Annotated in this window: 39 protein-coding genes; all 39 read right to left on the bottom strand. The window is 66.3% G+C overall.

All coding sequences use genetic code 11. The features are described 5' to 3' along the window. Nucleotides 1-47 precede the first annotated feature (47 nt). The 39 genes from BTO20_RS06055 to BTO20_RS05880 all read right to left on the bottom strand — a co-directional run bounded on the left by BTO20_RS06055 (nucleotide 48) and on the right by BTO20_RS05880 (nucleotide 23,630). Nucleotides 48-476: a DUF2746 domain-containing protein gene (locus tag BTO20_RS06055; protein WP_087074220.1), complete on the bottom strand. Its 429-nt coding sequence runs from the start codon at nucleotides 474-476 to the stop codon at nucleotides 48-50. Beyond that, nucleotides 473-691, bottom strand: a complete 219-nt coding sequence (locus BTO20_RS06050) for a hypothetical protein (RefSeq protein WP_087074219.1) — start codon at nucleotides 689-691, stop codon at nucleotides 473-475. Before BTO20_RS06050 ends, BTO20_RS06055 begins: the two co-directional genes overlap by 4 nt. Nucleotides 692-694: 3 nt before the next feature. Next, nucleotides 695-1,087: a hypothetical protein gene (locus BTO20_RS06045; protein ID WP_087074217.1), complete on the bottom strand. Its 393-nt coding sequence runs from the start codon at nucleotides 1,085-1,087 to the stop codon at nucleotides 695-697. Between the two features lie 2 nt (nucleotides 1,088-1,089). Continuing rightward, a complete protein-coding gene (locus BTO20_RS06040; RefSeq protein WP_232491057.1) occupies nucleotides 1,090-1,938 on the bottom strand; it encodes a hypothetical protein in 849 nt (282 codons plus the stop codon). Between the two features lie 99 nt (nucleotides 1,939-2,037). Then, nucleotides 2,038-4,092 (bottom strand): major capsid protein, encoded by a 2,055-nt coding sequence (locus BTO20_RS06035; protein WP_157680143.1) that lies wholly within the window; start codon nucleotides 4,090-4,092, stop codon nucleotides 2,038-2,040. Between the two features lie 180 nt (nucleotides 4,093-4,272). Beyond that, nucleotides 4,273-4,458, bottom strand: coding sequence for a DUF7196 family protein (locus BTO20_RS41055; protein WP_456299081.1), 186 nt, complete (start codon nucleotides 4,456-4,458; stop codon nucleotides 4,273-4,275). After that, nucleotides 4,458-6,941 (bottom strand): structural protein, encoded by a 2,484-nt coding sequence (locus BTO20_RS06030; protein WP_087074215.1) that lies wholly within the window; start codon nucleotides 6,939-6,941, stop codon nucleotides 4,458-4,460. Before BTO20_RS06030 ends, BTO20_RS41055 begins: the two co-directional genes overlap by 1 nt. Before the next feature lie 142 nt (nucleotides 6,942-7,083). Further along, the gene (locus BTO20_RS06025; protein ID WP_232491056.1) at nucleotides 7,084-8,997 is read right to left on the bottom strand and encodes a hypothetical protein; all 1,914 of its coding nucleotides are present in this window, start codon (nucleotides 8,995-8,997) and stop codon (nucleotides 7,084-7,086) included. Nucleotides 8,998-9,024: 27 nt separating this feature from the next. Then, nucleotides 9,025-9,441, bottom strand: a complete 417-nt coding sequence (locus BTO20_RS06020) for a DUF1360 domain-containing protein (RefSeq protein ID WP_087074213.1) — start codon at nucleotides 9,439-9,441, stop codon at nucleotides 9,025-9,027. Then, nucleotides 9,438-9,962, bottom strand: a complete 525-nt coding sequence (locus tag BTO20_RS06015; protein ID WP_087074211.1) for a GIY-YIG nuclease family protein — start codon at nucleotides 9,960-9,962, stop codon at nucleotides 9,438-9,440. Before BTO20_RS06015 ends, BTO20_RS06020 begins: the two co-directional genes overlap by 4 nt. Then, nucleotides 9,959-10,543, bottom strand: coding sequence for a hypothetical protein (locus BTO20_RS06010; RefSeq protein ID WP_232491055.1), 585 nt, complete (start codon nucleotides 10,541-10,543; stop codon nucleotides 9,959-9,961). The genes BTO20_RS06015 and BTO20_RS06010 overlap by 4 nt, the downstream gene beginning before the upstream one ends. Nucleotides 10,544-10,696: 153 nt before the next feature. Further along, entirely contained in the window at nucleotides 10,697-10,912 is a 216-nt protein-coding gene (locus tag BTO20_RS06005) for a hypothetical protein (protein WP_087074209.1), read from the bottom strand. An 85-nt stretch (nucleotides 10,913-10,997) separates the two neighbouring features. Next, on the bottom strand, nucleotides 10,998-12,539 hold the full coding sequence (locus BTO20_RS06000; protein ID WP_087074207.1) for a terminase large subunit domain-containing protein: 1,542 nt from the start codon (nucleotides 12,537-12,539) through the stop codon (nucleotides 10,998-11,000). A 31-nt stretch (nucleotides 12,540-12,570) separates the two neighbouring features. Then, complete coding sequence (locus BTO20_RS05995) at nucleotides 12,571-13,155, bottom strand: hypothetical protein (RefSeq protein ID WP_157680142.1); 585 nt, start codon at nucleotides 13,153-13,155, stop codon at nucleotides 12,571-12,573. Nucleotides 13,156-13,160: 5 nt separating this feature from the next. Further along, nucleotides 13,161-13,439, bottom strand: a complete 279-nt coding sequence (locus tag BTO20_RS05990) for a BrnT family toxin (protein WP_087074203.1) — start codon at nucleotides 13,437-13,439, stop codon at nucleotides 13,161-13,163. A 208-nt stretch (nucleotides 13,440-13,647) separates the two neighbouring features. After that, entirely contained in the window at nucleotides 13,648-13,968 is a 321-nt protein-coding gene (locus BTO20_RS05985; protein ID WP_157680141.1) for a hypothetical protein, read from the bottom strand. Next, complete coding sequence (locus tag BTO20_RS05980) at nucleotides 13,961-14,206, bottom strand: hypothetical protein (protein ID WP_087074199.1); 246 nt, start codon at nucleotides 14,204-14,206, stop codon at nucleotides 13,961-13,963. Before BTO20_RS05980 ends, BTO20_RS05985 begins: the two co-directional genes overlap by 8 nt. Further along, on the bottom strand, nucleotides 14,206-14,793 hold the full coding sequence (locus BTO20_RS05975) for a recombinase family protein (RefSeq protein WP_087074197.1): 588 nt from the start codon (nucleotides 14,791-14,793) through the stop codon (nucleotides 14,206-14,208). The genes BTO20_RS05980 and BTO20_RS05975 overlap by 1 nt, the downstream gene beginning before the upstream one ends. Beyond that, nucleotides 14,775-15,008 (bottom strand): hypothetical protein, encoded by a 234-nt coding sequence (locus tag BTO20_RS05970; RefSeq protein ID WP_087074195.1) that lies wholly within the window; start codon nucleotides 15,006-15,008, stop codon nucleotides 14,775-14,777. The genes BTO20_RS05975 and BTO20_RS05970 overlap by 19 nt, the downstream gene beginning before the upstream one ends. 115 nt (nucleotides 15,009-15,123) lie before the next feature. Continuing rightward, a complete protein-coding gene (locus BTO20_RS05965) occupies nucleotides 15,124-15,597 on the bottom strand; it encodes a flagellar hook-length control protein (RefSeq protein WP_232491054.1) in 474 nt (157 codons plus the stop codon). After that, nucleotides 15,594-16,064 carry a hypothetical protein gene (locus tag BTO20_RS05960; protein WP_157680140.1) on the bottom strand — a complete coding sequence of 157 codons (471 nt, stop codon included), beginning with the start codon at nucleotides 16,062-16,064 and terminating at the stop codon, nucleotides 15,594-15,596. The genes BTO20_RS05965 and BTO20_RS05960 overlap by 4 nt, the downstream gene beginning before the upstream one ends. Before the next feature lie 130 nt (nucleotides 16,065-16,194). Next, nucleotides 16,195-16,458 carry a hypothetical protein gene (locus BTO20_RS05955; RefSeq protein WP_087074191.1) on the bottom strand — a complete coding sequence of 88 codons (264 nt, stop codon included), beginning with the start codon at nucleotides 16,456-16,458 and terminating at the stop codon, nucleotides 16,195-16,197. Next, the gene (locus tag BTO20_RS05950) at nucleotides 16,458-16,829 is read right to left on the bottom strand and encodes a hypothetical protein (RefSeq protein ID WP_087074189.1); all 372 of its coding nucleotides are present in this window, start codon (nucleotides 16,827-16,829) and stop codon (nucleotides 16,458-16,460) included. Before BTO20_RS05950 ends, BTO20_RS05955 begins: the two co-directional genes overlap by 1 nt. Further along, nucleotides 16,826-17,890 (bottom strand): hypothetical protein, encoded by a 1,065-nt coding sequence (locus tag BTO20_RS05945; RefSeq protein WP_087074187.1) that lies wholly within the window; start codon nucleotides 17,888-17,890, stop codon nucleotides 16,826-16,828. The genes BTO20_RS05950 and BTO20_RS05945 overlap by 4 nt, the downstream gene beginning before the upstream one ends. Then, complete coding sequence (locus tag BTO20_RS05940) at nucleotides 17,890-18,084, bottom strand: helix-turn-helix domain-containing protein (RefSeq protein ID WP_232491053.1); 195 nt, start codon at nucleotides 18,082-18,084, stop codon at nucleotides 17,890-17,892. The genes BTO20_RS05945 and BTO20_RS05940 overlap by 1 nt, the downstream gene beginning before the upstream one ends. A gap of 184 nt (nucleotides 18,085-18,268) precedes the next feature. Continuing rightward, entirely contained in the window at nucleotides 18,269-18,691 is a 423-nt protein-coding gene (locus tag BTO20_RS39840; RefSeq protein WP_198344273.1) for a hypothetical protein, read from the bottom strand. After that, a complete protein-coding gene (locus tag BTO20_RS05925) occupies nucleotides 18,688-18,969 on the bottom strand; it encodes a WhiB family transcriptional regulator (protein ID WP_087074182.1) in 282 nt (93 codons plus the stop codon). Before BTO20_RS05925 ends, BTO20_RS39840 begins: the two co-directional genes overlap by 4 nt. Next, nucleotides 18,966-19,238 carry a hypothetical protein gene (locus tag BTO20_RS39180; RefSeq protein ID WP_157680139.1) on the bottom strand — a complete coding sequence of 91 codons (273 nt, stop codon included), beginning with the start codon at nucleotides 19,236-19,238 and terminating at the stop codon, nucleotides 18,966-18,968. The genes BTO20_RS05925 and BTO20_RS39180 overlap by 4 nt, the downstream gene beginning before the upstream one ends. Then, the gene (locus BTO20_RS05920; RefSeq protein WP_087074180.1) at nucleotides 19,235-20,191 is read right to left on the bottom strand and encodes a hypothetical protein; all 957 of its coding nucleotides are present in this window, start codon (nucleotides 20,189-20,191) and stop codon (nucleotides 19,235-19,237) included. The genes BTO20_RS39180 and BTO20_RS05920 overlap by 4 nt, the downstream gene beginning before the upstream one ends. Beyond that, nucleotides 20,188-20,535 carry a hypothetical protein gene (locus BTO20_RS05915; RefSeq protein ID WP_087074178.1) on the bottom strand — a complete coding sequence of 116 codons (348 nt, stop codon included), beginning with the start codon at nucleotides 20,533-20,535 and terminating at the stop codon, nucleotides 20,188-20,190. The genes BTO20_RS05920 and BTO20_RS05915 overlap by 4 nt, the downstream gene beginning before the upstream one ends. Continuing rightward, the gene (locus tag BTO20_RS40250; RefSeq protein WP_232491052.1) at nucleotides 20,528-20,869 is read right to left on the bottom strand and encodes an ASCH domain-containing protein; all 342 of its coding nucleotides are present in this window, start codon (nucleotides 20,867-20,869) and stop codon (nucleotides 20,528-20,530) included. The genes BTO20_RS05915 and BTO20_RS40250 overlap by 8 nt, the downstream gene beginning before the upstream one ends. Further along, a complete protein-coding gene (locus BTO20_RS39175; protein ID WP_157680138.1) occupies nucleotides 20,869-21,018 on the bottom strand; it encodes a hypothetical protein in 150 nt (49 codons plus the stop codon). The genes BTO20_RS40250 and BTO20_RS39175 overlap by 1 nt, the downstream gene beginning before the upstream one ends. 1 nt (nucleotide 21,019) lies before the next feature. Then, complete coding sequence (locus BTO20_RS39170; protein WP_157680137.1) at nucleotides 21,020-21,178, bottom strand: hypothetical protein; 159 nt, start codon at nucleotides 21,176-21,178, stop codon at nucleotides 21,020-21,022. Further along, nucleotides 21,178-21,540: a hypothetical protein gene (locus BTO20_RS05905; protein WP_087074176.1), complete on the bottom strand. Its 363-nt coding sequence runs from the start codon at nucleotides 21,538-21,540 to the stop codon at nucleotides 21,178-21,180. Before BTO20_RS05905 ends, BTO20_RS39170 begins: the two co-directional genes overlap by 1 nt. Beyond that, complete coding sequence (locus BTO20_RS05900; protein ID WP_087074173.1) at nucleotides 21,540-21,965, bottom strand: hypothetical protein; 426 nt, start codon at nucleotides 21,963-21,965, stop codon at nucleotides 21,540-21,542. Before BTO20_RS05900 ends, BTO20_RS05905 begins: the two co-directional genes overlap by 1 nt. Further along, the gene (locus BTO20_RS39165; protein WP_157680136.1) at nucleotides 21,962-22,114 is read right to left on the bottom strand and encodes a hypothetical protein; all 153 of its coding nucleotides are present in this window, start codon (nucleotides 22,112-22,114) and stop codon (nucleotides 21,962-21,964) included. Before BTO20_RS39165 ends, BTO20_RS05900 begins: the two co-directional genes overlap by 4 nt. 100 nt (nucleotides 22,115-22,214) lie before the next feature. Continuing rightward, nucleotides 22,215-22,616 carry a hypothetical protein gene (locus tag BTO20_RS05895; RefSeq protein ID WP_157680135.1) on the bottom strand — a complete coding sequence of 134 codons (402 nt, stop codon included), beginning with the start codon at nucleotides 22,614-22,616 and terminating at the stop codon, nucleotides 22,215-22,217. A 317-nt stretch (nucleotides 22,617-22,933) separates the two neighbouring features. Continuing rightward, nucleotides 22,934-23,296: a hypothetical protein gene (locus BTO20_RS05885; RefSeq protein ID WP_087074169.1), complete on the bottom strand. Its 363-nt coding sequence runs from the start codon at nucleotides 23,294-23,296 to the stop codon at nucleotides 22,934-22,936. Nucleotides 23,297-23,303: 7 nt separating this feature from the next. Continuing rightward, complete coding sequence (locus BTO20_RS05880; RefSeq protein WP_087074167.1) at nucleotides 23,304-23,630, bottom strand: hypothetical protein; 327 nt, start codon at nucleotides 23,628-23,630, stop codon at nucleotides 23,304-23,306. Between the last annotated feature and the right edge of the window lie 258 nt (nucleotides 23,631-23,888).

Genomic DNA, 23,888 nt, shown 5'->3' with positions numbered 1-23,888 from the left:
TCGGTCGACAACCGTGCCAGACCAACTGCTCGACGAACGTGCTGCTGTCACAGCGGATCCTCACCGGGATGTACCCGCTTGATGAACCCGTTGACGCCGGCCTTGAATTCACGCAGGTTGGTGCGGTCGTCGCGCAGTTCGCCACGGAGGCCGCCGACATCGTCACGCACGGCGCCGACGTCCTCGCGGAGACCGCTGATGTCGCGGCCGTGCGCGAGCTGTCGCCGGCTCATTTCGGTGATATGGGCTTCCATGCGGTCGAGCTGGTCCCGCAGATTCTCTTCGTCAGGATGATCGTTCTTCACCTGGTACCGGACGACGTCGGTGTTGGCCTTGACGTCGCTCAGCACCTCGCGGTCCTCGTCGCGGCGTTTGATACCGCGGCGCTGGCCAATGATCATGATCACCAGATTGGTCACAAGGCCTGCTAGCACAGCGAGGAATGCCCAGGCGTTGTCGATCTCACCCCAGTTCACAGCTCGTCAACCGCGTCGATAAGCGGCGCGTTCTTCGTTAGAAACACACCTATCGCGGCGACGAACGCTATGCCGCTGGCGATAGGCCCCGCCCACCCCGCCGGAATCCACGTGGTGAAGACGTCGACCGCGGATGTGGCCAGTGTGCCTACCACGCCAACACCGGCGACGGCGGCCTTGCGGATTTGGCTGGGCTTGTACTTGCCGATCCGCATGCGCTACTTCGCTTCCTGGATCGCGGCGAGCACCTCAGCCTTGTTCGACAGCTTGCTGGTGTCGATGCCGTGCGCCGCGGCGTAGGCGTCCAACTGTGGCCGCTTCCAGTCGTCGTCTGGCTCACCGTCGGGCCACGCCTTCTGTAGGACGTCGTCGTCATCGTCCCCAACGATCGTGTCCTGCACATCGGCTTCGTCGAGCAGTCCGGCCTCGCGGGCGTTGCCCTCCGGCACCACATACACGGCGCGCGGCCCCGACCGGGTCAGCTTCTCGATCGCATCGGGAGGTGTCCCGATCTCGAACAGCTTCGCCAGCGCCGGGCCCCGCTTGGCCTTGTCGACGAAATCGATCGTGGCGAAGCCATTCTCAACCACAACCAGCACACCAGCAGGCATGACTATCCTCCGCTCGGGAAATTCGTGCTACCAGGGAAATTCAGCAGCCCAGGGAAGCCGTCGCCAGCGACCGGCGCAGTCACCTTGACAGCACCGACCAGGGCCTCGTAGCCAACGACAAGGCTCCGTTCAGCGACCGCCACAAACTCGTCGAACCCCGCAGTGGGGGCGTCGCGCAGCGCCACCGGCCCGCGCCAACCAAACGTCGGTGATGTCGCCACCAGAGTCGAACCCAGACCCCCGACGTAGCCGCCACCAAACACCCACTGATGCCCCAGGGGAGTCACCAGCTTGCTGCCGTTGTAGCGCACCAGATTCGCGTACGCCGCGAACGTCGCCCACTCCGCCGACGCGTGAATCTGGCCGACCGTGTTGGTCTTCGCCAACAGCCCCTCCAGGAATGCCACCGCGGCCACCACGCCCGCAGCGCTGCCCGGCGTGCCCGCGTCGGCCAGCATTCGAGTGGCCAGTTTGGCTTCAACCGCGTTGGGTTCCTGCAGCCGGTGCACCTGCTGTGCCCGTACACGGACCTCGTCGCGGCTCCGCTGCGTCAGATCGCACTCGTCCGACGCCCACGACGTGAACGCCATGAACGTGTCCGGAAACTCGGGCCGGACACCGCGTTTGGCGTCCGTGTCGGGATCGAGATCGTCCTCCGACACACACCACGGGTGTTCCCACACACCGAACTGCGCTCCGCCACCGTAGTTGAACACCCGGACGTCGACACCGGACGCCAACCAGCGCAGCGGCCCATCCTCGTCCGTCCACTGGGTAGCACCGAACAAGCCGTTCGGCGCCGGGTTCACCAGCGGAGCGTCGAACACCACCGGAGAAAATGCAGTGGTCATGGCGTGCGGTCCTCTCTACCGGGGAAGGCGGGCAGCGTGAGAAAGCCTCGGATGCTGTTCACGCCGCCCGCCTCGTCCATTGCGATACCCGGGCCTCGACTAGGAGATGTTCACGCCAGCGCCGGGCTGGGTGCCACCCGTCAACGAGTTGACGGCCAGCTGCAGGTCTCCCAGCTTCGCCGGGTAGGTCACCACCAGCGGAGCGCCCGGCAGCGGGCCACCCGCAACGGTGATGTCGCCCGCCTGGGTGACGCCATCGTCGATGGCGGTCAGCGCCGTGTCCGCGTTGGCCGCGGACGAGTTGAACGCGATCGACCCGGACGGGATGTTGTTGGCGGAGAACTTCAGCGTCATCCCGCCACCGGTCGGGGTACCGGGCACGGCGACCGTCTTCGTCACCGTGGCCGACTGGCACACGATGGTCTCGCGCGCACCGACCGCACCGTTCGTGCACAGCGGCACCCGGATCAGATCCGACGGGCCGCAACGCTTCCCGACAAGGAACGAGTCCTCCAAGAACCCATGGGTGTAGCGGTTGAGCTGCACCTGCTCGATCGGGTACTGGACACCGAGGGTGATGACGTTGTCCAGTGACCGGAAGAACGTGCCCGCCGGGTACAGGATCACGTCGACACTGCCAGGCCACCACGAGGTGTCCAGGTGGCCGGGCTGTCCGGTGCCGAGGGACTGCCAGGTGCCCTCGTACTGCAGGTAGATCCCGCGGACCGCCAGCCAGTTGTCGATCTCGGCGTCAGACACCGACAGCATGTCCTTGCCGTCCCGCATCGCCAGATCGGCGCGCAGCACGTCGCGGAACCACACCGGCGCAACACCTTCAATGGTGTCCCGGCGGGTCTTAAGCTGAATGTTGCGGGCCCGCACGTGCAGACCGTTCAGGACGCCGGTGGTGGCGCCCAGCACCGCGTCGGTGGGCACGACCTTGGCGGCGCTGGACTCGCCGAGCATCTTCTGCACGGTCTTCGCCGAAACGCGGTACTGGTGGGCCACCAGGAACTCGTCGACGAACTTTTCGATCAGCTCCGGCCACGCCTGCCGCTGCAGGATGCCGGCCTTGACCGCCCAGCCGATCGCCTCGAGTCGGTATTCGATCATGTCGTCGGGGCAAGGGATCTCGACGAATTCCTTGACCGCGGTCGGGTTGCCGTTACCGTCGGTGGCTTCCAACTGCGGCTCGGTGTAGTGGAAACCGGTCTGCAGCGCGGTGAAATCCGGCTCGGCGGGGAACCGGATACCGCCACGCTTGATCGCGATCTCCGGCAGCGACAGCAGGTTGGCCGCCGCGGGGGTGGGGCAGAAGTCGTACAGCTGCTCCGACGGGGCGCACCAGCCACCGGCGGCGACGAGCGCCTCAGCGGAAACCTTGCCGCGCCCGGGGATCTCGTCGACGATGAGGTCCAGTTCGGCCCACAGGTCCTGCGCGTTCTCGATGACCTTGCCCTGCGGCCGAGCCATCTTGGCCAGCGCCTGGGTAGCGAACGCCTGACCACCAAGGGTGGTCTCGCCGGTCGGCTGGCGACCGGTCCGCTGACCAGCCTGCACCGAATCGATCGCCTCAGCGATCTCGCGGGAGCTGACGTTGGCGCCGCCGAACTCGGCGAACTTCGGCATCGACGCCAGCGGCGTCCACCGCTTCGGCTTCTCACCGGCCGGGGCGTCGGCTGGGATGTCACTGTTGCGGACGGCGCCACCGAAACTCACCCCGGCGCCGGCGGTCACGGCAGCACTGGATTCGGCGGCTTCCGCTGTCGCGGCCTCAGCCTCGGCGACTACCTCGGCAGCGGCAGTGTCGGCGTCGGCGGCTGGCACTTCTGCCTCGGTGCCGGATTCCGCATCGGCGTCGGCGGCCGGCGCCGGGTCGGTGGCTTTCTTGGTGGCACTGGTCGAACGCTCGATGAGGCCCTTGACCTTGTCGGCCTGGGTCTGCTCGGCGGCGGCGAGGGTGTCGCGCTCGGTGGTGACCTTCTCGTGCGCCTCGGTGACGTATTCGAACCGGGCCACTTCGTCCTCGGTGAACTCGTCACCGGCCGCATAGCGGGCCTGGAAGACGTTGATCTCGGCGGCGACGGCCGCGGCCAGTTCTTCCAGTTCGGTGACGGTGGCGGGCAGCTGATCGGGCAGCGTCGTGAACTTCACTGCAATGGCTCCTGTCTCGGATCAAAAGGGGTACTGCCTGTTTCCGATCGCTCCCCGGCACATAGCGCATGGCAGGAACTCTCTGGCGCCGGACAGTAAGAGGGCACGGTGCACCGACCCGGGCACGCGAAAGCCCCGGCGGAGACCGGGGGCTTTCGGCAGCCTTTCTGCAGCTATCGGCTATGCGCTGCTGGTAATCGTTTTGATCGTGCCGCCGCCGTTGCGGAGCTGCTCTTTCTTCGCTTCCAGGTAGATCAGGAACGTCTTCACCGTCTTGTCAGGCGCGGTGTACTCGTAGCCCTCCACCGTCGAGCCCGTCGACGTCTTGGCTCCGGCACGCCGACCGCCCCTGCAGCTGCACCCCATCAGGCACGCCCCGCGAGCATCTGACCGATCCGCTCTGTTGGCGTCAGCTCAGCAGGCGGATCACCAACTGCGGCGAAAGCCCGCGCCAACACGGCGTCACGACGCTGCGCCAACTCCGCAGCCCGCTGGGAATCTGCCAACGCCTCCGCGACGGCCGCCTTGATGTCCTCCCGCGACAACACCGGCCGAGCCGGCGCGCCTGGTCGCGGCGACATCGACGCGACCAACGACAGCGGGTTACCTCGCGAGTCGGTCGTGGCCCGGCACAGGAACCCTGGAGTGTTCACCGCGAGCGCGGCGACCAGTTCGAGCGCACCACCGTACGGACGCCAGTCACCGGACAGCGGTGCCGCCAAACCCATTTCGATCTTCTCCGGCGTGGCCCACGGAGCAGCGACACCCGACACCCAGATGCCGTGCGCGTCCTCACCCGCGCGGACCAGCGCGAAGCAGGCCTCAGTGTTGTCGTAGTGCGCTTGCGCCTCGGCGTTGCTGATCCCCGAGGTCGGGGCGTGCCCGATCCCCACGGTGAGCCGGCCGACCGGCAGGCGACTGCCGTCCGACAGGTGCACCGGCGGGCTGGTGTGAAAGTGCGCGTACCCGGTCTGAGAGTGCGGCGGCGAGATGTGGCCCAGCCCCACAGAGCGGTGCTTTTCCTTGAAATCCGCGATGTGCCCGTAGATCCGACCTGTCTGGGGGTTCATCGTCAGCATCGTCGGCCCGGGCAGCTTCGGATCGGAGAACAACGCCGGGTCGTACACGCGGGGCTGGAATTTCGCGGCGGCTGACGCCACCAGCGCCGTGTCCCGGGATTCCCGTTCGGCGTTCAGCGCGATGCGCGTCTGCCCAAACGCCGGGATCGCCACGATGGTCGCCGCCGTCAGCGTGGCCTCGGTGACCGTCTCATAGATCGGCAGTTCTGGGTCGTAATTCTCGTCCGTGACGATCGTGCCGTCTTCGTAGGTCCACGTCGCGGTGGCGTTGGCCAGATCGACCGACGGGTTGCACACACCGTGCGCAACGAGATCCATCGCCTTGAGCGCGTTCTCGTTGTTCAGCATGTAGCCCGACGCGAGCACCTGGCCGTTCTTGAAGTCGATCGACTCGATGACACCGACGGTGACGGATCCGTAGTGGCCGCCCTCCATCTTCTCGCACCACTGCAGCGGCATCGGGGTGTCGCGCATCGACAGTGCGATGTCCGCGGCGAGCATGCGGCGGTCATCGGTGGGGGTGCCGGTCACCGCGAACAGTGCGTCGGTGAAGGTCAGATAGGTCTCCGAGTCGGTGGTGTCGCCACCGTCGGCGGCGAAGGCCGACAGTTCGGCCTTGGTGGGTCCGCCAATCACTGGGGTCGTCATGTCGTACTCCTGTTCACTTGGTGCGGCCCAGCCGCCGGATGCCACTTGCCCAATACCGTTCGGATCGTCTCGGGCCCGGACGTTCCCGCTGTCGGCCCGCCGCCGGATCTCGTCGGCCTGGCTACCTTGACGGTTGACCTGCACGCTGTCGCGACCGTTGAGACGCTCGGTGTGCCGGTCCACCTCGTCGGGAATCTCCTCGTCGACGGCGAGAATGCCGACACGGCAACGGCAGTTCTTCACCTCAGCCGGCGAGCCCGCCGGGTCACCGGGCACGAACAGTTGGTCAGCGCCGACGGAGAACCGCCCGGCGAGCGGCACCCGCTGCCCATCAGCAGCCCAATGCGTCGGCCTCGTCTTCCCGTCGATCGTGCAGATCCACGTCTTCTCCAGTTCCTCACCGGACTCACGCGCCGACGCCACCGCCGCAGCGACGACCGCGTGGTTCATCACGCCAGCCGCCTGGTACCCGCCGCCACGGGCGATCTCCCGCATCACAGCCGACGACGGCTGCAACACCTTGGCCGCCTCCGCCTGCAGCACCGCGGGCCGATCCTCGGGGATCACCGACACCGTCAGCACCGGATCGGAGATCGCCGCAGTGACCTTGGCGCGGACCGCTTTCGGGGTGCTGGTGAAAATGTCCTCACGTTTTGAGGACAGGAAATCGTCGCGCGCAGCAGCCAGCGACGGCGTGGCCTGCACATATGCGACAGCGTCGTTCACCTCCGCACGGGACTGCCGCACCGATGCCGAAATAATGTCGATCACCGCGTCGTCGATCTCGGGCACCGGCGGACGCTCGTCGCCGCCGTCGCCACCTATCGAGGGAACGACGCCAGCGAGGCCCGACAGGGTTTCGTAGACCGCGACCGCCCACAGGACCGCAAGGCCGGCGACGATCACCGCCGTGGCGGCTGTCTCCCACGACGGCTGCTGCTGCGCGACAGCATCGGGGTCCGGCGGCAGCTGCTCTCCCGCGGCCGAGGCCGTCAGCGACGGCAACACCGCGGCCTGCACATCCGGCGCCCACCGGCGGATCGCCTCCGCGTACAGGTCACTGATCGCCGTCTCCGCTTTGATGGTGTGCGACAACGCTTCATCACGCCCAGGGAAGAACATCAGCCCCGCTCCTCCACTGGCTCGGCGGCCCTCAGACGGCAGTAGGTGTAATCGCCCATCCCGCCGGAAACGTGAACCCACTTCGGCCCAAGCAAGAAGTTCCGGTGCTCAATCTGTTCGCCACAGTGCTTGCAGACGTGCATCAGACCACCTGCCCGTCGACCACCTGGGCGGTGAGCTCGCGGCGCGCGATACGCCGCACCGCCGCCCGAACGCGCTCAGGGTCCAGACCGTGCGCCGCGGCGAAATCACCGTCGAGCACATCGTCAAATCCCTTGATCAACCTGCCGACTTCACCGTCGTCGACCGGCGGCATGAACCGGTGATAGTCCCGGGTCGCGACGTCACGCAGACGCGCGTGCTGCACACGGTCGTTCGTTCGAACCCTGCGCTTGCCGGCCAACTCCAGTGCCCGGCCGACGAGCAGGTCCACAACGGCCAGTTCGACATCGCCACGCAGGCCCGCGGCCTGGTCGCCGCTGTTGTCCTCGGTGGCCGGTTCCTGCTGCCCATCCGCGCCCGACTCGTCATCGGATTGCTGGTTGTCGGCCGGCGGCGGCAACGCAGGCTGCGGCTCAGGGAAATCGATGGCCTGCACGCTCGCGTCGAGCAGCGGCAGCAACGTCGGCAACAGCGTCGGATCCTGCGAAACCTTGTCCTGCGCCCACTGTTTCCAGCCATCCAAACTGGTGAAGTCGTAGAGCGCATCATCCGGCAGCCCGTACTGACGGACCAACGCCTCGGCCGTGATAGCGCCGCGGTCGAACGCGTCGCGGGCCTCGTCGGTCTTGTCCGGGTCGGCGGTCAGGCGACTCGCGTCGTACCACAGGACATACTTGTCCGGATCGATCCCAGCCGCGACCAGCATGTGGCGCAGCACGCTGTCATAGATGGCCTGGCAGATCGTTTCCAGCACCGGCGACACGTGCAGCTGCACATCGTTGTCCGACATCAGCCACGCAGACCAGTGGTTCGAGTTGCCGAGCCCGAGCAACTGTTCCGGCGACATGTCCAGGCCCATCGCGAGCCGCGCGATCGCCTCCGTGCGCGTCTTGAGCGCAATGTCGGTAACGTCCTTGCCGATCTCCTGGTGATGGATCTTCGACAGGTGCTCGCCCGGGGCCGCGACCACGACAGGCACCAGGGCCGCCATGCTGTCCGGATCCTTGGCTGCCGTCTCACCGACGCGAACGATCATGTGCTGCACCTTCTCCGCGACACCCTGCCGGCGAGCTGGTGACGTCGGTGACCCGGCCGGCTTGTCCGCCGATACCGGGGCCTGCGAATCTGGCAGGCTCGCCTCCGACGGCACAAACAGCAGCCCGTTGTTCAGCAGCCGCGAATTATCAGCGTTGCGGATCTTCTTTGTCGTGCGGACGATCTCACGCAGCGGATCCAGGCACGCCTGCACCGGCGACGTCGGCTCGGATGCGTCCTCAGCGTCCTGATTCCACACCCGAAACATGCCATCCCCGGCCGCGGCGTCGAACTCGTGCTTGGACCCATCCGGCAGTTTGATCACGACGCTGTTCCGCCGCGCACCCTTCTCGATTTCCTTGCGGCTGACCACAAACCACCGCTCAGGCAGCAGTGACCCATCCGCCCAACCCGCCGCCGGCCGCACAAGGATCGCGATCCAATGCTCCCCCGGCACCGTGAGGCACTCAGCCGCGCGTTTGATGATCTTCGCCTGCCCCAGTGGGCCGCCGGCGATCTCGCGTACGATCTCCGCGAACCGCATACCCTCGGCGTTGTCGGGATCGATGCTGCCGGTCGGCAACCCAGTGTCGGGATCAATCTCCGACGCGACGAGCCGCACACGGGAGCACGAGTTGGCGCGCCAACGCACGTAATAGCCGAGCTCACCAACAGCGCGGTACATCTCCCAGGCTTCGGCCTGCCAGTTGTTGCGGCGACCCATCGTCGCGGAACCGAACACCTTGCTCGGGTCACTCACTGGTGCGCTGGCTGCCGTCAGCGCGACAGGACGCGCACCGGACGCGACCAGCGCGGTGCCCTTACGGCGTCGAACGACGCGCAAATCCGGAGCTGCCACGAGCGAGACGGTAGCCAAGCTGGGTGTTTACTCGTCGTTCTCGACGATCTCGATGTCCTCGTCCGCCGACAGCGGCGCCGCCAGCCCGACGAGGTGACTGGTGGCCAACGCAACTCCGAACGCCGCCCACCACGGCCACCCGACGAGCACCACCGGCACGATCGCAGTCGCCAGCGACAGCCAGAACCCCACGCACCACGGGCATCCGATGAAGTACGCCAGGGTGTTCCACCGCGCCATCGTCCGCAGATGCAGCTCCGCCGCGATGGGCTGCATGTTCACCTCCGCCTCTTCACCGGCCGACTTCGCGGTCTGGGCCCGGCGTGCGATACGGATCCGCAACGGGTCCAGCACGGTGTCGAAGTTGACCAGGCGAACGAGCCGCATCACCGCCAGCACGTAGACGATGAGAATCAGAATCGTCACACCGAGGTCGTGACTCATATGGTCACCGCTTCCTGCTTGCTGATGAGTTCCCGTTGGATCCGAACGTATTCGGGGACCTTGCGCGGCTTTGGCCGGACGCTCGCGATGTATTCGAGGATGTCCGTGGTCAACTTGAACCACTCGCCGCGCACCCGATGTTCAGCAAACCGTCGATGAAGTTCCCGCTCCAACTTCGGGCCGCCGGGCATCTCCAGCACAATGGTCAGTTCCGACGCATTCGCCACTTGAAGATCAGCGAAACGAGCCTGGACCGAAGTGGCGTAACCAATCTTGACGTTCCCATGCTCATCGGAGATGAAATAAACCGACTGGGCCGGCTGCTCCATCCGCTCAAGATTGATGAACCCAGCCTCCACACATTTTCGGCAGTAGTCCTTGTTGCCACGCCGCACGACGTTCGCGCCCCGTACCCGATGGCCTTCCGCGCAGATTCCCGGACATCTCCCGCCCGTCTTGGCGTACAGCTTTTTCAGTTGTTCTTGTTCCGTGATATGCGGTGCTGTGAATCCGAGGCTCATGACGCGGAAGCTACGGCGGCAGCGTGCAAAACCGTCACACGATTGGTGTGATTGCCATTCTGGCCAGCGGTTTTTCGGCGCGCCCTGTACTGAGATGCACGCTCCCGGTTGCACTCCCGGCAATAGTCGCGGCCCTGGTGACGATACAAGTTCCACTTAACCTTGGGATGCCCGCAGGTACGGAACGTCTCGATCCGCTCGCCAACCCTCAAGACGTCCAGCAGCTGATCCACCTGGGCCCGCAGACGTTCCGCTTCCGTGCGTGATTCTCTGAGCTCCCGCCGTGTCAGCGCGTGATCTGATCGTTCAGTGCGCAGATCGTCGCCGAGCGCACGGGTTTCGGTCTGCGCGACGACGGCCATCTGGGTGATGTCCTCCGCGCGGATTGACCGCACCAGCCGCAACGAACAGCTCATCCGGTCAGCGATGTCTTGCGCCGTCACCCCGGCGAGCGTGAGGCCGGCGACGATCCAGGCGCGGTCAGCGTCGGACAGTTCGGTCATCTTCCGCGAGGCTTTCGGCGTCGACAGCACCGCGGCCACCATGTGCTCGTCGGGCTGCCAGCGTTGCGGCGCCGTCAATGCCGATACCCGTTCGTCCCCACGGGGCCAAGGTAAGCCCGCTGCCAGCAACTACCCAGGCACGCACGCGAATGACACCTAAACCGTTACGCTGCAAGTGATCCTAGACACGGGAATGGTGGAGCCTCGGTAACTATCGCTAGTGGACTGCCGCTACCTCTCTGGTCGGAAATTGAATTTGGCGAGTTCCTCCCGAAGATCGACGCCAAGGTCAGCTCCGAGGCGGTCAAATACGGCGAGCATGGAAGCCGACAACGACATGACGAGATCATGCATTCTGGCCGGGTCGTCCTGCTCGGAGCAGTACCACTCCACCCGCGAGCGGAGATCTTGTGCAACTGCCGTGAGGAATTCGATGTCCTTGTTCATGAGGCCGAACGTAGACGGTTCGCGGTCACACCGCGGCAGTTTCGCCTTGTCCCTTCGGCGCGAGGACGCGGTACGAACACGTCCCTCAACTGATCTTGCGCGACATCCAATCGCCCAGGTCCACCACCGAGCCACCGCCACCGAACGCGCCCGGCATCGCCTGGCCAGTGCCACTGCCGAATTGTTCCCCGCCCGGTGCCGCGATGTCCCACTCCAGCCCAGCCGCGTGCACGCACTCATCATGGCCAATCACCAGCGCCGCCAGGTTGTCCGGCTGATGCTGGCCCGCCTGCCACGCCACCGCTTTGGTCTCGAAATCAGGGAAATGCCCCGCCAGACGGCAGGTTCCGGTTTCCAGCGCCTGCAGCAATGCCGCCGAACGGGCCACCGCATCCCCCACCCGCGCGCGGCCTTTCGGCGGCCACGACGTCACCCGAATCTCACGGCCCAACGTGCCTGCCTCGACCGCCCGCCCGATCGCCGCCCGAACCACCCGCACATACGTCTCCCGCGCGGAAAACCCCTCCACCGTGATCTGACTCGCCCCCACCTTCACCGCGAGGTCCACCGCAGCCACGGCCCACGCGTCCGACGTCATCGGCGCCGAAATGTCCGCGATCATCGCCACCACACCGCCAGCCGTCATCGACGTCGCCACCAAACCGCACGAGTCGCCCTCACCCGAATCGCTCGGGTCCACCGCCACCACCGTGAACACCGGGGAGCTCGGCGCAACCGGCAACCGCCAGCGTTCCAACCACGCCGCCTTCACCAAGCTGCCCGCCGGGGTCTTCGGCTCACCGCAATACAGCGCGAACCACACCCGCTCCCCCACCATGCGGCGCGTCGCCGCGAAATCCGCTGCCGTGTAGCCCAGCGCCGAGATCATCGCAACGCCCGGAGGCCGACCCAACGCGTCAGGAATCTTCGCGTCGCTCACGGCGGGAATGTTGGTGCGCCGCCACCGCTTCGGATCCTGCTTCAACAACGCGCCAGCCAAATCCTCCTCATGCCACCGCGTCATCACCAACAGGATCGAGCCGCCCGGATGCACACGCGTCGACAACGTCGACTGAAACTCGTTCAGCACACGCTTGCGGTGCGCCTTCGAATCCGCCTCCGCCGCATCCTTAACCGGGTCATCGATGATCATCAGATCCGCACCGAAACCCGTCACACCCGAGTTGATGCCCGTCGCCAGGACGCCACCCTCGTGGCCCTCGACGCGCCACTGCCCTACCGCCGTCTTGTCCCGCGCCAACCGGAAGCCGAGAAAGTCGCCGTGCTCGTTGATGATCTTGCGGACCTCACGAGAATGCACCTGCGCCAACTCATCCGAGTAGGACACGATCACGATTTCGAGGTCAGGGTTTTCCATCAGCGCCCAGACGGACGTCCAGATGGCCAGCATGCGGGACTTGCCGGTCCGCGGCGGAGTCGACACCGCGTCACGCTCGTCAGGCTGTGTGACCGATCGGACCGCGAGGTCGGACAGCAGCCGAATCGTCGGCGTCACACGGAACTTCGGGTCCAGCAGACGCGCCAGTTCGGCGGGTGACTTCGGCCGGCGTTGAGCACGCGTCGCCCGCACGTGCCGGATGGCCGTGAGCACCTGGACTGGATCCACGGCGACCAGAGTGGCAGGGCGCGGTGAGCGCTCAGCCGACGATCCTTACCTTCCGAACACCCTCGACAACGTCTGCGATCACCTGATCCACCGAAAGCCCACTCCGTTCGGCGGAATGCTCAGCGAGCGTGCGCGCCACATTTGCCAGGCCCGTGATGATGTCCGGAGCCACCTTCGCAAACGCTGCATCCGTCGCACGGGGCCCACCTGGGACCAACTTCGCGACCTCCATAGTCGCTGCGGCGGCGCTCTCCTCCGGATCGCTGCTACTGACCGCGGCCCGCACGATATCGACAGCTTTCAACGCATTCACCTGCTGCTCGAGAGTCCATTCCGGCGCTGCATCCTCCCTGAGCATCTTCAACAGCCGGTCACGCGCCACGGTCGACGCAGGCAATCCCCGCCGCTCCGCTGCCCGCTCGACAGCTTCGAACTCGTCGGGGTTCAGTCGGACCTGCAGCACCTTGCTGCGCGCCCGGTTCGGCCGGCTCACGGTCACATGCGGGGGCAGCGGCGCCCCGTCGTCCTCGTCGTCGTAGGCGGCAGCCTCTGCGGCCCGGGCCTCTTCGTCCATCAGGTCGCGGAGCTCTTCGTTGCTCATCTTGTGCTGGTCCATCGTGATCACTCCTGTCCGAAGTAGTAGCGGCGGTCTTTACGGTTGGCGCGGAACGCGGTGGTGCCCTGCTGGACACCGTCGTTGTCGAAGTAGCTCAGAACGCTGAGCAGGTCGCCGTAGCTGGCGGAGTAGCCGATGGTGCGGATGCCGAGGCCGGACTTGCTGTTGTAGTCGGGGTTGATGGTGAGCGCGTCCTCGTGGGCGAACGCTTCGTCGGCCTGGGCGGTGGTGACACCGTGGCGGGCCAGATGTTCGTCGCGGTCCGTGTCCCAGTGCAGCGCCATACCAAGAGTGTATTACAGATGTAATACAGATGCAAGGGTTAGGACGCGCTGCCTGCGGTCTCCGCGATGAACGCCTGCCGAGCTTCCTCGAACGAGCAGTACGTGCCATGCCGGCCCGCATAAATCCGATCCGGCGGGAACACATCCCACCGGCACCCAACCGTGCGTGCGATCACCCACCTACCGCCGTCACCCCACACTCCGGCCATCACCCGTCGAGCCGCCATTCATCGAGCACCCGCGGATTGCCGCAGTGGTCACACACCGCCACCACGCGCCACCGATTCCACGACTCCGCACCCTCACTGGTGTTCCGGATCTCCGACCACACCAACGTCTGCGCGGCCCGTCGCCACTCATGGTCCAGGCCCTCGACGCACGGCGGATCCATGAACACCCCGACGGCACGCTGCGCCAGCTCCAGGACGGCCTCGACGTCGTCCGCGTCCGCGTCGCTGTCCATCACCAGCTCGTCCATCAGCGCCTCGTGAACCTTGGCAGTCAGCTCGGCACGCACGTCGTCACTCATCGCCACCTACCTCATCGTCGGGGATCTCCGGCAGCTCACCGAACCGGTCCGCATCGGCCGCGAGCGCTAGGTACATCGTCGCCAGCGAAGCCGCCAAGATCGCCTCCGCCGGATTATCGTCAGCAGCCTTCTGCGCGGCCCGCGCTTCCTCACGGGCATACCTCCGCCACCGCACAATCCGCTCAGGAATCGAGAAGTCCACGATCGGGCGGTCAGCCTCACCCGAACTGTCGCCCATCACTCGCTCCCCTCGGCCAATGTCCGGTAGAGCGTCGCACGCGACACCCCGAGCTGCGCCGCGATATCCGGCATCGGCTGGCCCGCAGACCGCAGCTGCTCCGCCATCTCGACCTGCTGCGCCGTCAACGCTTTCGGCCGGCCGATCGGCAGGCCACGTGCCCGCCGGGCCGACTTCGACGCGGCCCGGCGTTCCCGCTGCAACTCCAGCTCCAGCTCGGCGAGTGAGGCCAGGACGCCGGCGATCATGCGGCCCGTCGCGTTGGAGGTGTCGATGCCCTCACGGAGCGATCGCAGCACGATGCCCCGTTCCCCGAGGTCTCGGATGGTCATCATCACCTCGGCAGCGTTGCGGCCCAGGCGGTCGATGCCGACGACCACGATGGTGTCGCCCTCGCGGGCGTAGTCGAGCAGGGCAGCGAGGCCGGGTCGCTGCTCCCGTGTGCTGGTGCCGGTCAGCTTGTCGTCGTAGACCTTGGTGACCCCGACGGCCTCCAGTGCGTCGTGCTGCTGGTCGAGGGACTGGTGTCCGGTGGAGACTCGGGCGTAGCCGAGCAGCGCGCCGTCCATCAGGCCGCCCCGAGCCATTCCGGGGTGGCGTACGGGTCGGGGTGGCCGCTGATCTTCCAGGCCGCGACGCTGGCGGCGTCGGTGCGGGCCATCTCCGCGATCGCCACCCATACCGGGTGGTGGGCGGTGAGCTTGGCGGCGTACTCGCATTTGAAGTCGTGATAGTCGAGTCCGGCGGCGACGATGGTCTGGATGACCTCGTCGCTGGTGATCGGGGCGGTGGTCTCGGGCATGACCCAAGCCTATCTCAAAAGTTTTCGAGACACCATATCGATACGCGACAACTTTTGAGAAAATTGACCAGCGGATACACCGCACCCAGCGCCACCCTAGACGGTCGTCCCGAAACTAAAGTTCTGAGACATCCTCAGGCGGCCCATCACGCACCTCGACCGGCTCGCCGGTGTCGTTGACCATCGACTCACCCGGCGGCAGCTCGCCGCCCGCATCGAACGGCTGCACCGGCCAGGCCAGTACCTCGTCGCACGCCTCCGCCGTCCACTCCCCCGCGTCGGCGTCCGGCTCAGCCTCGACGCCTTCGGCCGCGCGGGTCACCGCCAGCCACTCCGCCAGCTCACCGGCCGGGATGCCACCACCGACGGCGAGCACCTGGCGCGCCACGTCCACATGCAGATCCCACAGCGGATCGTCGGGGCCCTCGACACGACCGAACAGCGCCCGAGCCTCAGCGGCCGCAGCGGCGTCGAGCGCGGCCGGGTCGAGCCGGCCCGTCGCGATGTCCTCGGCCAGCGACATCGCCGCATCCACGCCGGCCTTTTTCGCGGCCTTCGTCGCGGCCTTGAGCTGCTCCACGGTCGTCATCGCTCCAGCTCCTCAGGTAGCGGCACGATCTCGGCGTCGATCGCGGCCTGCAGCTTCGCCCGGGTGTCGGTGATCATCTCCACCACCGTCTGCGTCACGTTCAGATCCACCACCTGCGGCACCGCGATGTGCAGGCCTTCGAGCTTCGCGCGCTTGTCGACGCCGTCGAGCACCACCTTGCCCAGCTCGGCCGCGTCACGGAACTTGCCCGCCTCGATCGCGTCGACCATGCAGTCGTGAAGCCGGGCCGTCGTGTCCGCCAGGAGATCCCCTCGGGCGCGCCGCATGGTGTCGATGTCGGCCGGCGGGTTCTTCTCCAGGTAGGACTTCACGGCCTTGTTGGCTGACTGCCGCGATTTGAACCCGAGCTCGTCGGCGATCTCCTGCCACGTCCTCCCACGCACGTGGAGCCGCCAGGCCTCAGCGGCGCGGGCTGTGCTGCTTTTGCGGTCCATGACTGGGGGCATGTGGTGGATTTTCTGGGGTGGGGGTGCTGGGTGTGTGGACTGTGGTCCGGTTGCGGTTGGGCCGTTTTGGGGTGTCGGGCTGAATCACAAGCGTGTGCTTTTGGGGCCGGAATGCGATTCTGCGGGACTTTTAGGGTGTGCCTGGTGTCTTGGTGGCGGGCCAGCCCATTTGGGCTCTGATTTCGTTGATGTGTCGGCGTGCTGCTGCGCGGTGGTCGGTGTGGTCGCAGACGTGGGTGTCTCGGTAGCCGTCGGTGTCGCAGAGCGGGCAGTTGGCGATGGCGGCGAGTCGGTCGGCGTGGCGTCGGCGGTTTTGTTCGGATGACCAGATTTGGTCGGGTGTGGGGCCGGTGGCTTGGCGTTCGTCGGCGTGGGGGTCGTAGGGGTCGCGCATCACTCGATGGCCTTTCCGAATCCGCTTGTGATGGCGGCGAGTTTGGCGTGGTTGCGTGCTTCGAGGGCAGCGTCTTGGCGGTCTTCGCGGGCTTCGCGTTCGGCTCGGGATTCGGCTTGGCAGCGTTGGGCGCGGTATTCGCGTGCGGCGGTGATGATCTCTGCGGGCTCTGGGGCTTCGGCGTTTCCGAGTGCGCGGCGCTTGACTCCGGCGAGTAGGTCGGGCAGTTCGAGCCCGTACTGGCTGAACAGTTCGGCCCAGATGGTGGCGGTCGCGATGGTGGCTTCTCGGTCGTCCATGCGGGGTGCGGTGCGGTGGTGGCAGGCGACGATGAGGGTCATGACTTCGAGGGCGTCGGCGACGGTGGTCATGGGGTGAGTTCCTTCCGCTGAGTGGATTCGATGTCGGCTTGCTGTTCTTGGGCGCGGACTTGTTGTGCGAGTTCGGCGAGTCCGCGCATTTTGTGGACGGGGCGGCCGTTGTTGCCGGGGGTGGCGCGTTGGTTCTTGACGAGGTCGCCGAGGACGGTGGGGAGCCATTCGGGGCGTGCGTCGGTGCGCTTGTCCCATTCGGTGAGTGCTTGGCGGATGAGTGCGTCGGGGTGTCCTTCGCGGGTGAGGTTTTCGACTTGGCGGGCGAGGCGGTCGACGAATGTGCGGGGGTAGGCGGCGAGGCCGGTGTTGCCGAGGGTTTGGCGGACGACGGTCTTGGCGGCCTGGCTGGGTTGGCGCGGTGTGGGCTTCGCTGCGGCGTTGTCGATGTGCTGGGGCACGGTCCCGTAGTCGTCGTCTGGCTCCGGCTCGGGTGGCAGCGGGATGTCGTTGTTGCCGCTCGGATTACTTACGTAAGAGTCGTCATTTAGGTGAGTAGAGATCTCTTTAGTTGGGTTGGTGTTGGGTAATACCCGGGACTCCCCGGGGGACATTTGGGTGGTTGCGCTGGTGGGGGCGCTTTCGGTATGCGCGTTTTCGTCTATGTACCGCCCGTTGTATTGCGTCTGTACCGTGCGTTGTGTCGCGTCTTTTTGGGTGCTTCCGTTCCGGCTGTCCCCTGGGGACACTTCGGGGTTGTCCCCTGGGGACTCCCCTTGGGACGCGGCGCGCTGCGCGGCCTTCTTCTTCCGCCACTTCTCGCGGTCGGCTTCGATCTGCGCACGGGAGTCCTGGCGGCCCGGTCCGGTGAATTCGTGGAACTGGTAGCCCTTCTCGCCGTCGCGCTCGGCGCCGCCGTGCCACAGTCCGGCCGCGATCAGGCGCTTGGCCTTCGCCACGCCCTTCGGCTGCTGCTTCACCCACCAGTCCGGCACGAATCCGTCGGTGAGGTAGGCCATGCAGAACGATCCGGCGCGCACCCACATGCCGATCGCGTCGTCGCCGGCGCGCTGCGCCTTCGGGTGCCCGTGCAGTGCGTCATCGACGCGGAAGTGCGGCACTACCTCACCGCCGATTCAGGGTTGGTGGGTGTGAGCATGGCGTCGATCTCGTTGAGGTCGTAGCGGATCAGGCGCGGGCCGACGTTATGGGCGGTGAGTTCGCCGCGGGCGGTCATGCGTTGGACGGTCTTGACGCTGACGCGGATGTGTTCGGCCACTTCCTCTTTGGTGGCCCATCGCCGGGTGTTCGTCACCTGTCCCCCTGCGGTCGTGTCATGTCCCGTTGTGTACCCGGTTGGGGTGCAGCGTCGGGATCGCTGTCCCACGTTGGACATTCGGGGTGGTGGCCCTGGGTGGGCTCGTGCCATCCGCAGTCGGCGCAGCGCTTCATAGCGATGAGTTGGGCGCGGGTGAACAGCAGGCGGATCTTCGGGTCGGTCATCGGGGGGCTTCTGCATCGAGTTGCCCCGTCCGATACGACGCCTCAGCCACCGCGTCCTCACGTGCCTTCAGCCGTTCGACCTCGGCGCCGAGTTCAGCCAGCCTCTCCCATATCAATCCCCAGTCACCGTCGCCGTCCTCGTCGATCAGGTGGTGTAGACCGGACGCATCGAGAGCCATCCGGCATTGGCTCTCCACCACCTCGCCGAGCCTCCTGCATGCGCGCCGCGCTCGCTCCAACTCGGCGACCAGCTCAGGTACGAGAGTGCGCGCAGCGGCTATGAAATCGGCGTCCTGAGGCCTGATTGCGCCGAGGCCGCATCGGATGGCGAGCGGGTAGATGAACCCATCTCGCACGTCCCACGGCTCCGGCGTGACGCCTTCCAGCGCGGCCTTCGCGCGCTCAACAACATCGCTCATCGTGTGTTCCTTCCGATTCGGTAGCCGCCTTTGGGCATGGGGCCGGGTGGTCGACGGGCGCGGCCCTTGTCCGTGCGTTCGAATCCGCCCCAGATGCCGTGGCGTTCGCGGCGAGCGTTGGCGTCGGCGAGGCATTGGAAGGTGACGGGGCACGCGGCGCAGATGGCTTTGGCTCGGGCTTCGGCGTGCACGTCGGAGGGGTTGGGGTACCAGATGTCCGGGTTGGGGTGGCCGCGGCATTCCGCCCGGGATCGCCATGTCGGGTCGGTGGTGGTCATGAGGCTTCTCGCTCCCGCTCTTGGGCCGCGGCTGCTGCTGCTTGGGCGGCGATGCGGGCTCTGATGCGGGCCTGCAGCGCGGGGCTTTGGTGGGTGAGGTGCCAGTGCTCGCCGCACGGGCATAGGTAGGGGTAGAGGCGGTCTTTCTTCTCCCCGGCGGGAGGCCGTCGACGCCGTTGGTAGCGGTTGGCTTTGGCTTTCGATCGGTAAGTGCGTTTGTCCGGCGTCGGGCAGGTGATCTCGTCGCCGTCGCGCTCAGGCGCGGTCATAGCGGGATCTCGCTGAACAGGTCTGGTGACGGCGGGGCACCATCGGGCGGCGGAGACTCCACTGCCGCGGCTGGTGCTGGCGGTGGTTTGGCTGGGCGGCCGGCCTTGCCGAGTTCGGTGAGCGCCGCGCCGAGCCGGTCGAGTGCGCCTTGGGTGTTCTTGACGGGGTTGGCCCACCGGTCGGTCAGTGCCGACATGGCCCGCTGCACGTCGCCGAACGCGCGGACCGCTGTGGCGATCTCGCGGATCTGCGCGAGCGTGACTTCGCCGCTCCACCCGTACCGACCCGACGACCGATCAGTCGCGCCGGCGGTGAAATCGATCTTGGCGCCGAGTGCCTGTTCGACCTGGGCGAGGCGCTCGCGGATCTGGGCGGCGTCGTGCAGGCCACCGGCGGCCAGGCGGCGGTCGACGGCAGCCTGCACCTGCTTGTCGAAGTCGCGGCGCGCGTCTTCACGGGCGTCGCGGCGCACGGCTTCGGCGGCCTGGGCGCGAAGGGTGTCTTGGCGGGCCATGATGCTGCGCACCGCATTCCAGCCCGGCCGGTGCACGCGGGGGTCCTTGCGGTGGGCCTGGGTGTGGACCTGCATGCGGTTCTTCGACCGCGGTGACGGGCTCATGAGGCCCCACCCGGCGGGTAGTTCGCCGTCGTGCACAATCGCGGGATCGCTGACGACGAGCCACCATTCGTGGCATTCGTCGGCCCAGGCATCAGCCTTGCCGGGCTTGCTCAGTTCGTTGAGCCAGTCGCTGCGGCTGATCTTAAGTTCGTGGCCAATGAGGATTCTGCCGCTGCTGCTGGTGAATCCGACGTAGATGGCGTCGCAGCGGCTGCCGCTGCCCCAGCCGCCGTTCTGCCCGACTTCGGGGAGGAACACGCCGCCAGGCATCGGCGCCGAGGGTTTGATGTAGTGCCGCTCGAGCTGAGCGAGCAGGTCGCTCGAGGCGCTCACCTGTCAAGCTCCGGTGTGTAGAGCACGCGCACGGGCAGCACGATGGCGGTCGCCGGTTCCTCGACTTCGGACCCAGTCGCCCACCACGGTTCATTGCGCGTGTATCTACCGTCTTTCATCCATGCGACGTCGCGGTGCGACTCGTGAACGATGCTGCGGTCAGGCAGCGCGTCGAGCTGCTCCACGGTCTCGATGAGCGTCGGGCGCAGACGCCGCACCTCGGCGATCAGCAGTCGGTGCGCGTCGACGATGCGGCCCAGCTTCTCGCTCGCCCGGGTGCCATCGGACATGTACACCAGTCCGCGGGTTGCGTTTTCGAGTTCATCGAGGTCGAGTTCAGACATAGCGCCACTCGATTCGGGTGACCATCGAGTCGGGCCGGCAGCCCTTGTGGGAGTCGCAGAAGAACCGCACGAACTCGTCGGGTGTCAGCTCGGGGAAGCCTTCGCGGGCAACGTCATCGACGTCGATGCGGTTCAGCGGCTCCCGCCGGACGCTGACCACCTCCACATCGGTGATCCGCACCAGCGGCTCACCCTTGCGGCGGCCCATCACTTTGCGGCACAGGGTCAAACGGTCGCCGGGCTTGAGGATCAGCCACCCCATGCGGCGCGTCACGTCCTTCGTGCGGGCGACCACCTGCACCTCGGTGAGCGACACCGACATCAACCGCGCCATCAGCAGGCCCCGTCGCAGTAGCAGCCACCGCATTCGCAGCAGCAGCCGTCGTTGTCGGTGCCGAATCGTCCGGCCGCGCAGTCGGTCGTCGAGGTGCCGTCGTCCTCGACACCACCGCCACAGGTCTTGCAGGTGTTTGGGTCAGCCATGTCAGTCCTCCTCGTCGTCAGCGGGTGGTTCCCAGCCGGGGCAGTCGCACATCTCGTCGATAGCGGCGCCGGGCGGTAGGTGGCAGCAGGCGGTGTGCACCACGCCGTCGCCGTGGTCGTCCCGTGGGTGATCGCAGAGCGCGCACACGATTTCGTCCATCAGCCCGTCACCTCGAATAGTGGGTCCATCTGTTCCTCCAGTGCGGCGCGGCGGGTGGCCGCTGCGGTCTGCTTGTGGTGCTCGATGTCGTAGTGCAGGTGGCAGCCCTGGCACATCGCGCGGAGGTTGTCGTCGCGGCAGTCCTCGGGCGTGTGGTTGAGGTGGGCGACGGTGAGCACGACCTTGCTGCCGGTGCCATATGCGGGCTGCCCGTGGCGGTTTGGGCACCGGCCGGTGTGGGTGCCGCGGCCGCACTCACCGTGGCATTCGCAGCGGCCCTTGGCGCGCTCGAACCGGATCCGCCGGCTGATCTCCCGCCAGTCGGCTGGGTAGCGGTCACGGTTCTCGGGTCGGATCGGCATCAGGACCGCCCGGGATCGGCGTCCGGGTCGTGCACCGGTTGCCACTCTGGGCATGCGTCTGGCTGCGCGGTGCGTTGCGTCGACTCCGCAGCGTCGGCGGCGGCAAGCACGTCCGCGGCGAACACGCGTGCCTCGAGAACGTTGGCGCGGAACACGTACTCGCACCGCGCGCCGATCTCGATCTCGTCGCCGTCAACCCTGGTGTACGGGTAGTGATTCCACTGCGGCTGGTGCTCTGGCCCCCAGTACTCGGACGGCGACTTGGGCAGCTTCACGAGCGCGTACCCGTTGGTCTTGAGGGCATCGAGGTGAGCGGCGATAGCAGCATCGGCGAGGTGATCGGTGTAGCCGAAGCCATGCTCTGGCTTCCAGCCGCGCGCAGCCCGGATCGCTTCGGCGACCTTCTCGCGTGCGGTGTCGGTCATTTCGTGCCTCCTAGGGCAAGTTGTTGGGCGCGGATCATGGCCCGTGCGTGGGCGTTGGGCCAGGCGGTGACGCGGTAGAAGTTGAGTTCCCGGTTACCTCGGTTGATGGCCCAGCCCTGGATGCGTCCATTGGCGGCGCGGACCGGCACGACCCTGATGCGGTTCGGGCACCGAGGATTTCCCTTGCATGTGCAGTCGTACCCGCCACCAGCGATTGGTGGGCACACACCGCAACATCCGATCGGTCGGTCAGTCATGGCCAGCCTCCAGCGCGGCGATGATGCGTTCAGGCTTCACAGCTACTACGCCCGTACCCGAATAGGTTGCGGGATTCTCGGCCAGTTCCCGCACCCGCTCAACGATCGCCCGTAGCCGCTCGTTGTCGGTGCCCAGCTCGGCAAGCCTCTCCCACACCAGTCCCCAGTCACCGTCGCCGTCCTCGTCGATCAGGTGGTGCAGGCCACTCGCATCCAGGGCCATCCGACATTGGCCTTCCACGACCCCGCCGAGTGTCTTGCATGCACCGCGCAGCTTCTCCACTTCGGCGACCAGTTCGGGACCGTGGTCCAGTGCCACATGACGCGCCATCTCCGGTGATCTGGCAGCCATCTCAATGTCAGCGCGGATAGCGTCTAGGTCGATGTCACTCATGGCCCAACTCCTCGGTGGTGTAGGCCAATCTGGCTGTTGCACACGGCCATACCTTCGGACCGAGGCAGTGGTTGCACACCACGTCATGCGGCGAACGTGGATCGTTCGTGGCGAAGGGGCGATGTAGATCCCGGATCGGGGCCAACGCCTCACGGGCAGCGTCGACCGACAACCTTGTGACCTCGCCGGACTCGTCTCCACGAACTGCCCACGCCCTTCGAGCAGCTTCGATTGCTGGGTCGCTCATCGTGTCCTCCTGGTCCACATTGATCCGGTGATGCGTCGTCGATTTCGGTGGGCGAGCATCGATTCCGCGTTCACTGGTCGGCCTCGGGGTTGTAGAGAACGGTTGCTGGAAGCGGAACCTCACCGGGGTACTGGCCGTCCTCGCACCCCGCGTCGTACCAAACAGCCGAGGGCAAACGTGGATTCGGTGAGTGCTTCGCCCAGGCGAAGCCCCGCGCGCATCGAACAATCGACCTCATCGGCAGTGCGTCGAGTTGCTCAACGGTGGTGATCGTGCGGGCCTTCACTACAGCCGCACGCTGCTCCTCGGCTACGTGTCGGGCCCACTCGTCGGCGGTCAGCACGATCCGCCGACACCCACACCGCGAATGCGTGCCATGAAAGAACGGGCCCTGATGCACACGCAGGACCGCCGCCAACTCATCGATGGTCATCGGAAGCTCAGAAGGACACAACGGTCAGCGGGAATGCTCCCGATGTCTCAGCGGTGCACCAACTGAACCTCTCGGCGTTGTGATCTACGAACTTGGCGTAGACGTGCTCAACTCCGGTTCCATCGATGTCGTCGAAGTCGCCCGACGGGATCATGTGGTTCAGGTAGCGGGTGACCTCGGCCAACATCTGGACTTCGGGCACGTGGCCATATGCGTAGAAGCGTTCTCCGTCCTCGTCTTCCGTGACGGTGAACACTGCGCCGCAGTCCTCGGTGTTGAAGTCACCCTGCTCGGCGACGGGCCAGTTGATCTGATCGATGGTGATGGTCTTCATGGCATTCCTAACCTTGAGATTTTTCGTGGCCTGTCGCCACCCGGCGGTACGGTGCCGTCCATGTCCCGCCCCACCACCACTGACTGGTCCTGGTACCAGTCCGCGATGGTGCAAATCCGCCCCGACGCGTGGATCGCCACACTCCCCATGAGCTGCCCACGCTGCCTACTCCCCTGGTCCGACGACGGGCTGACACCGATCCGAGGACACGTCCACCGCGGCCGAGGACACCCACCCCAAGCGCAGGTATCCACCACC

The organism is Mycobacterium dioxanotrophicus (genome assembly GCF_002157835.1).
In the GTDB taxonomy this organism is placed as follows: Bacteria; Actinomycetota; Actinomycetes; order Mycobacteriales; family Mycobacteriaceae; genus Mycobacterium; species Mycobacterium dioxanotrophicus.
Note: the sequence above shows the minus strand (reverse complement) of the source record. Positions and strands in the feature narration are given on the sequence as shown.